The organism is Streptomyces sp. CC53 (assembly GCF_001865245.1).
Classification (GTDB): Bacteria; Actinomycetota; Actinomycetes; order Streptomycetales; family Streptomycetaceae; genus Streptomyces.
This window is the reverse complement of sequence record NZ_MKXB01000113.1, coordinates 1-6,099: the sequence shown is the minus strand read 5'-3', so window position 1 is coordinate 6,099 and position 6,099 is coordinate 1. Positions and strand designations below refer to the sequence as shown.

At 73.1% G+C, this 6,099-nt stretch carries 5 protein-coding genes; 4 read left to right on the top strand and 1 reads right to left on the bottom strand.

Annotated elements, in window-relative coordinates; all coding sequences use genetic code 11:
* Window positions 1-295: 295 nt before the first annotated feature.
* Together BJP40_RS11250 and BJP40_RS11245 are read left to right on the top strand one after the other, a co-directional pair.
* On the top strand, window positions 296-1,720 hold the full coding sequence (locus BJP40_RS11250; RefSeq protein WP_071267557.1) for an NAD-dependent malic enzyme: 1,425 nt from the start codon (window positions 296-298) through the stop codon (window positions 1,718-1,720).
* A 323-nt stretch (window positions 1,721-2,043) separates the two neighbouring features.
* Window positions 2,044-2,325 (top strand): HU family DNA-binding protein, encoded by a 282-nt coding sequence (locus BJP40_RS11245; protein ID WP_071267555.1) that lies wholly within the window; start codon window positions 2,044-2,046, stop codon window positions 2,323-2,325.
* A gap of 744 nt (window positions 2,326-3,069) precedes the next feature.
* Here BJP40_RS11245 and murA read toward each other — a convergent pair.
* Entirely contained in the window at window positions 3,070-4,413 is a 1,344-nt protein-coding gene (gene murA / locus BJP40_RS11240; RefSeq protein ID WP_071267553.1) for a UDP-N-acetylglucosamine 1-carboxyvinyltransferase, read from the bottom strand.
* A gap of 627 nt (window positions 4,414-5,040) precedes the next feature.
* On the opposite strand from murA, the gene BJP40_RS11235 reads away from it, so the two are divergent.
* Window positions 5,041-5,601, top strand: a complete 561-nt coding sequence (locus BJP40_RS11235) for a YqgE/AlgH family protein (protein ID WP_071267551.1) — start codon at window positions 5,041-5,043, stop codon at window positions 5,599-5,601.
* Window positions 5,602-5,631: 30 nt separating this feature from the next.
* Complete coding sequence (locus BJP40_RS11230; protein WP_071267549.1) at window positions 5,632-5,922, top strand: DUF3039 domain-containing protein; 291 nt, start codon at window positions 5,632-5,634, stop codon at window positions 5,920-5,922.
* Window positions 5,923-6,099: the final 177 nt, after the last annotated feature.

Sequence of the window (6,099 nt, the reverse complement as noted above, 5' to 3'; positions counted from 1 at the left end):
CGGGAGGCCGGTCGGAGCCTGCCGGGCCGGCCTCCGGGCCTACCGGCTCCCGCGCCGCTGTGCCGACCGCACCGCCGGGCCGAGAGGGCGTCGGGGCGCTCCCGCCCGACCGCCCGCATCCGCTGCCTCCGTTGTGCGGAAGCGGCGTTTCTCGTATGGTGGAAAACAGTTTCCGATAACTAAATGACCGCATTACCCGCTACTCGCAGGTAGGTGCGACCATCGGAGGGCCCCGCGCTCGGCCACCGCCGCGCCGGGCTGGCAACGAAGCTAGGGAAAGCAGAGGAACTCGGCCATGGCAACGGCGCCCAGCGTCTCGTACTCGATGACGGTCCGGCTGGAGGTGCCCGCGAGCGGAACCGCGGTCTCCCAGCTCACCACGGCCGTGGAGTCCTCCGGCGGCTCGGTCACCGGCCTCGACGTGACCGCGTCCGGCCACGAGAAGCTGCGGATCGACGTCACCATCGCCGCCTCCTCCACCACGCACGCCGACGAGATCGTCGGCAAGCTGCGGTCCATCGAGGGCGTCGTCCTGGGCAAGGTCTCCGACCGTACGTTCCTGATGCACCTCGGCGGCAAGATCGAGATGGCGTCGAAGCACCCCATCCGCAACCGCGACGACCTGTCGATGGTCTACACCCCCGGTGTCGCCCGCGTGTGCATGGCCATCGCGGAGAACCCCGAGGACGCCCGCCGCCTCACCATCAAGCGGAACTCCGTCGCCGTCGTCACGGACGGCTCCGCCGTGCTGGGCCTCGGCAACATCGGCCCCAAGGCCGCCCTCCCCGTCATGGAGGGCAAGGCCGCCCTCTTCAAGCGGTTCGCCGGCATCGACGCCTGGCCCCTCTGCCTGGACACCCAGGACACCGACGCCATCGTGGAGATCGTCAAGGCCATCGCCCCCGGCTTCGCCGGCATCAACCTGGAGGACATCTCCGCGCCCCGCTGCTTCGAGATCGAGGCGCGGCTGCGCGAGGCCCTCGACATCCCGGTCTTCCACGACGACCAGCACGGCACCGCGATCGTCGTGCTCGCCGCCCTCACCAACGCGCTGCGCGTGGTCGGCAAGGCCATCGGGGACGTCCGCGTCGTCATGTCCGGCGCCGGAGCCGCCGGCACCGCCATCCTGAAGCTGCTGATCGCCGCGGGCGTCAAGCACGCCGTCGTCGCCGACATCCACGGCGTCGTCCACGCCGGCCGCGCGGACCTCGTCGAGGCCGCCGAGGAGTCGCCGCTGCGCTGGATCGCCGACAACACCAACCCCGAGGGCGTCACCGGCACCCTCAAGGAGGCCGTGGTCGGCGCCGACGTCTTCATCGGCGTCTCCGCCCCGGACGTCCTCGACGGTGCCGACGTCGCCGCGATGGCCGACGGTGCCATCGTGTTCGCGCTCGCGAACCCGGACCCGGAGGTCGACCCCGCAATCGCCCGCCAGACGGCGGCAGTTGTGGCCACGGGCCGGTCCGACTTCCCCAACCAGATCAACAACGTGCTGGTCTTCCCCGGTGTCTTCCGCGGCCTCCTGGACGCCCAGTCCCACACGGTCACCACCGACATGATGCTGGCGGCGGCGGCCGCCCTCGCCGACGTCGTCACCGAGGGCGAACTGAACCCGAACTACATCATCCCCTCCGTCTTCAACGACAAGGTCGCCGGCGCCGTTGCCGGTGCCGTCCGCAACGCGGCGAAGGCCGTCACGGGCGAGACCGAGAAGCTCTGAGCCGTACCGGGGAGCAGGGCGCCCGGCGTGTCGACAGGCGCGGGCCGGGCGCCGGGCGTAAGGTGGGCGAAATCCGCCCGCCCAGCCGACCCGAGGTCGTCGGCGCAGGGCCGTGGCGCTTTCCGTGTGACTCCGGAGGGTGCCGGATTGGCTTTCCCGCCGCTGGTGGGGGCAGGATGCGTATTCGGGCGCGAGGGTCTGATCGGCAGACCCGGGTCCGAGCACTGTCGTAGGGCCCTGGCAGCATCGGCTTCGCTGTGCTCGACATGCGGCCTCCGCCGCGTGGCACGCCTCACAGGCAAGAAATACACGGGAGTAACAACATGAACCGCAGTGAGCTGGTGGCCGCCGTGGCCGACCGCGCCGAGGTGACCCGCAAGGACGCCGACGCCGTGCTGGCCGCGTTCGCCGAGACCGTCGGCGAGATCGTCGCCAAGGGCGACGAGAAGGTCACCATCCCCGGCTTCCTGACCTTCGAGCGCACCCACCGTGCCGCTCGCACCGCGCGGAACCCGCAGACCGGCGAGCCGATCGACATCCCGGCCGGGTACAGCGTGAAGGTCTCCGCGGGCTCGAAGCTCAAGGAAGCCGCCAAGGGCAAGTAAGGCCCCCAGGCGCTGAGAAGAAGGGCGGTCACCCCGGACGGGGCGACCGCCCTTCTGTTCGCCGCCCTACGCCCCTCCCGGAGCCCCGCAGGGGCGGCGTGCGGGCGCACGCACTCGGGGCGGGAATACGGGCCGGGCGGCGGTGCGAGCGCACCGCCCGCCGGGGCGTTCCGGCGACGGGTCGCCGGGTGCGGGCCTGGGCGGGGGGCGCCCCGCGGGCCTCGACGCGGTACGGGACTGAGGGGCGTGGGTCCGGCGCGGCACGCGCCGCGTACGGGCCCTGCCCGGACTGCTGGGCCCGCCCACGGGCCGCCTCCGGCGCGGACCGGCGAGGAGCCGCGTACGGGCCGTGGCGGAGTCCGGGGGCGTCCACGGGCTCCCGCCGGGCGGCTCCGCCACGGACGGGTGCGGCGCGGCCCGTACGCGTGCTCGCCCAGCGGCAGGCGGCCGTCCCGCGAGCCTGAGGCCGGGCGCAGGCCCAGCTCGCGTACGGGTACGACGAAGGCCCCCGCGGGTCCTTGCGGACCGGCCGCGGGGGCCCGTACGTCGACTGACGCACCGTCAAATGGCGGTGCGGCCAGGAGAGTGGCGCACCGCACCGGACAGGGTGGCGCGGGGTCGGACGGTGGTGCCGCCGCCGGGGCGTTCCACCTTCGCACCCAGCCCCATCAGCTTCTCCATGCTGTGCTTTCCCGGGGGGGGGGCGACCCCCGGACCCCCGGCAGGGGCCCGGGTGGCGCGGGGTCAGACGGTGGTGCCGCCGCCGGGGCGTTCCACCTTCGCACCCAGCCCCATCAGCTTCTCCATGAAGTTCTCGTAGCCGCGGTTGATGAGGTCGATGCCGTGGACCCGCGACGTGCCCTGCGCCGCCAGTGCGGCGATCAGGTACGAGAACCCGCCCCGCAGGTCGGGGATGACGAGGTCGGAGCCCTGGAGCTTCGTCGGGCCCGACACGACCGCCGAGTGCAGGAAGTTGCGCTGGCCGAAGCGGCAGTCCGAACCGCCGAGGCACTCCCGGTAGAGCTGGATGTGCGCGCCCATCTGGTTCAGCGCCGACGTGAAGCCGAGCCGCGACTCGTACACGGTCTCGTGCACGATCGACAGGCCGGCCGCCTGCGTCAGGGCCACCACCAGCGGCTGCTGCCAGTCCGTCTGGAAGCCCGGGTGGACGTCCGTCTCCAGGGCGATCGCGTTCAGCGAGCCGCCCGGGTGCCAGAAGCGGATGCCCTCGTCGTCGATGTCGAAGGCGCCGCCGACCTTCCGGTACGTGTTGAGGAAGGTCATCATCGAGCGCTGCTGCGCGCCGCGCACGTAGATGTTGCCTTCGGTCGCCAGCGCCGCCGACGCCCAGGACGCCGCCTCCAGCCGGTCCGGGAGCGCGCGGTGCGTGTAGCCGCTCAGCTCGTCCACGCCGGTGATCCGGATCGTCCGGTCCGTGTCCATCGCGATGATCGCGCCCATCTTCTGCAGGACGCAGATGAGGTCCTCGATCTCCGGCTCCACGGCGGCGTTCGAGAGCTCCGTAACGCCCTCGGCGAGGACGGCCGTGAGCAGCACCTGCTCCGTGGTGCCCACCGACGGGTACGGCAGCCGGATCTTCGTGCCGCGCAGCCTCCGCGGCGCCTCCAGGTACTGCCCGTCGTCGCGCTTCTCGATCTTCGCCCCGAACTGGCGCAGCACCTCGAAGTGGAAGTCGATCGGCCGGTCGCCGATGGCGCAGCCGCCCAGGCCCGGGATGAACGCGTGGCCGAGGCGGTGCAGCAGCGGGCCGCAGAAGAGGATCGGGATGCGGGAGGAACCGGCGTGAGCGTCGATGTCGGCGACGTTCGCGGACTCGACGTGCGTCGGGTCCATCACCAGCTCGCCCGGCTCCTCGCCCGGGCGGACGGTCACTCCGTGGAGCTGCAGCAGCCCCCGGACCACCCGCACGTCGCGGATGTCGGGCACGTTGCGCAGCCGGCTTGGTCCGCTGCCCAGCAGGGCGGCGACCATCGCCTTGGGCACGAGGTTCTTCGCGCCGCGGACGCGGATCTCGCCCTCCAGCGGGGTGCCGCCGTGGACAAGCAGTACATCGTCAGTGCCGGTCATGTATCTCGCGTTCTGAGGGGCGTCCCCCCGGTGGAGCCGGGGGAGGTCGGGCAGGGGCCAGGGAAAAGGGTAAGGGGACGGAGTGCCCGGTTCGTAAGGCCGCGTACGGTCGGACCTTGTAATGAATTCGGCACAACACGGTCCGTCCAGCGGCCTTAGCGGACCGTCACCATCCGGTTTCGGTCGGATGGCGCGTACCTTTCGTCCGGTGCCCGCGGTCCGCGCGGGCAGCGCCGCGCCCGGCCCCGAGCGCCCTGCCGTGGCTGCCGGCAGGTGCCCGGCCGCTTCCCCGGTGCGCCCGGCCGTTCCCTGCGCAGCCCTCCGGCCGCCGGTCCTGCCCTCGGGCCCCCGGCGGCCGGGGTGGCGCCGCCTCCGTGCCCCCGCCGCCCGGTCGCGCCCGCTCCTGCCCCCGGCCGCCTCTGCGTGCCGACCTCTCCGGCCGGCCCGCGGCCGGGCACACGGGGCCCCGGGGTTCCCGGCGTGCCGCCGGGCCGGCCCTGGTTCCCGACGGCAAGGGGGCGCGGGGCCCCGGAGCCGTGGGAGCCGTCACGCGCGCACCGCCGCGTTCCGGCGCGGGGTGCCGCGCGGACCCTCCACGGGACCGCAAAGTGCGGGATCATGTCTGGCATGACCGAGGTGTCCTCGCTCGCTGGGCGGCTGCTCGTCGCCACCCCCGCGCTTGCCGACCCCAACTTCGACCGCGCCGTGGTACTGCTGCTCGACCACGACGACGAGGGGTCCCTCGGCGTGGTCCTGAACCGCCCGACACCCGTCGGCGTCGGCGACGTCCTGGAGCCCTGGGCGTCCCTCGCGGGGGAGCCGGGGGTCGTCTTCCAGGGCGGCCCGGTGTCCCTGGACTCCGCGCTCGGCCTCGCCGTGATCCCCGGCGACGAGGGCCCGCTCGGCTGGCGCCGGGTGTACGGCGCCATCGGGCTCGTCGACCTGGAGACCCCGCCCGAACTGCTCGGACCCGCGCTCGGGGCCCTGCGGATCTTCGCCGGCTACGCCGGGTGGGGGCCGGGACAGCTGGAGGAGGAGCTCGGGGACGGCGCCTGGTTCGTCGTCGAGTCCGAACCGGGCGACGTGTCGTCCCCGCGGCCCGAGGGACTGTGGCGCGCGGTGCTGCGGCGGCAGCGCAGCGAACTGGCCATGATCGCGACGTACCCGGACGACCCGAGCCTGAACTGATCGCTCGCCGGGTGAGTACCCTTGGCATCTATGAGCACTCTCGAGCCCGAGCGCGGGGCAGGTACGGGGACCCTCGTAGAGCCGACGCCGCAGGTGTCGCACGGTGACGGCGACCACGAGCGCTACGCCCACTACGTCCAGAAGGACAAGATCATGGCGAGTGCCCTCGACGGCACTCCCGTCGTCGCCCTGTGCGGCAAGGTCTGGGTGCCGGGGCGCGACCCGAAGAAGTACCCGGTCTGCCCGATGTGCAAGGAGATCTACGACTCGATGGGCGCGGGTGGCGACAAGGACAAGGACAAGGGCGGTAAGGGCAAGTAGCGGCCGACCGCTCTCGTCACCGGGGCCCCCGGGGTGCACGCAGGTGCGTCCCGGGGGCCCCGGGCGTGCCGGTGCGCGCCTCGTAGCGCCCTGCGGAGGCAGCGTGGCCCGGGTGGCGCGGGGCGGTTGTCGGGGGCGGGGGGTGTGCCTAGGGTCGGCGGTTGCCGGGACCGGAGC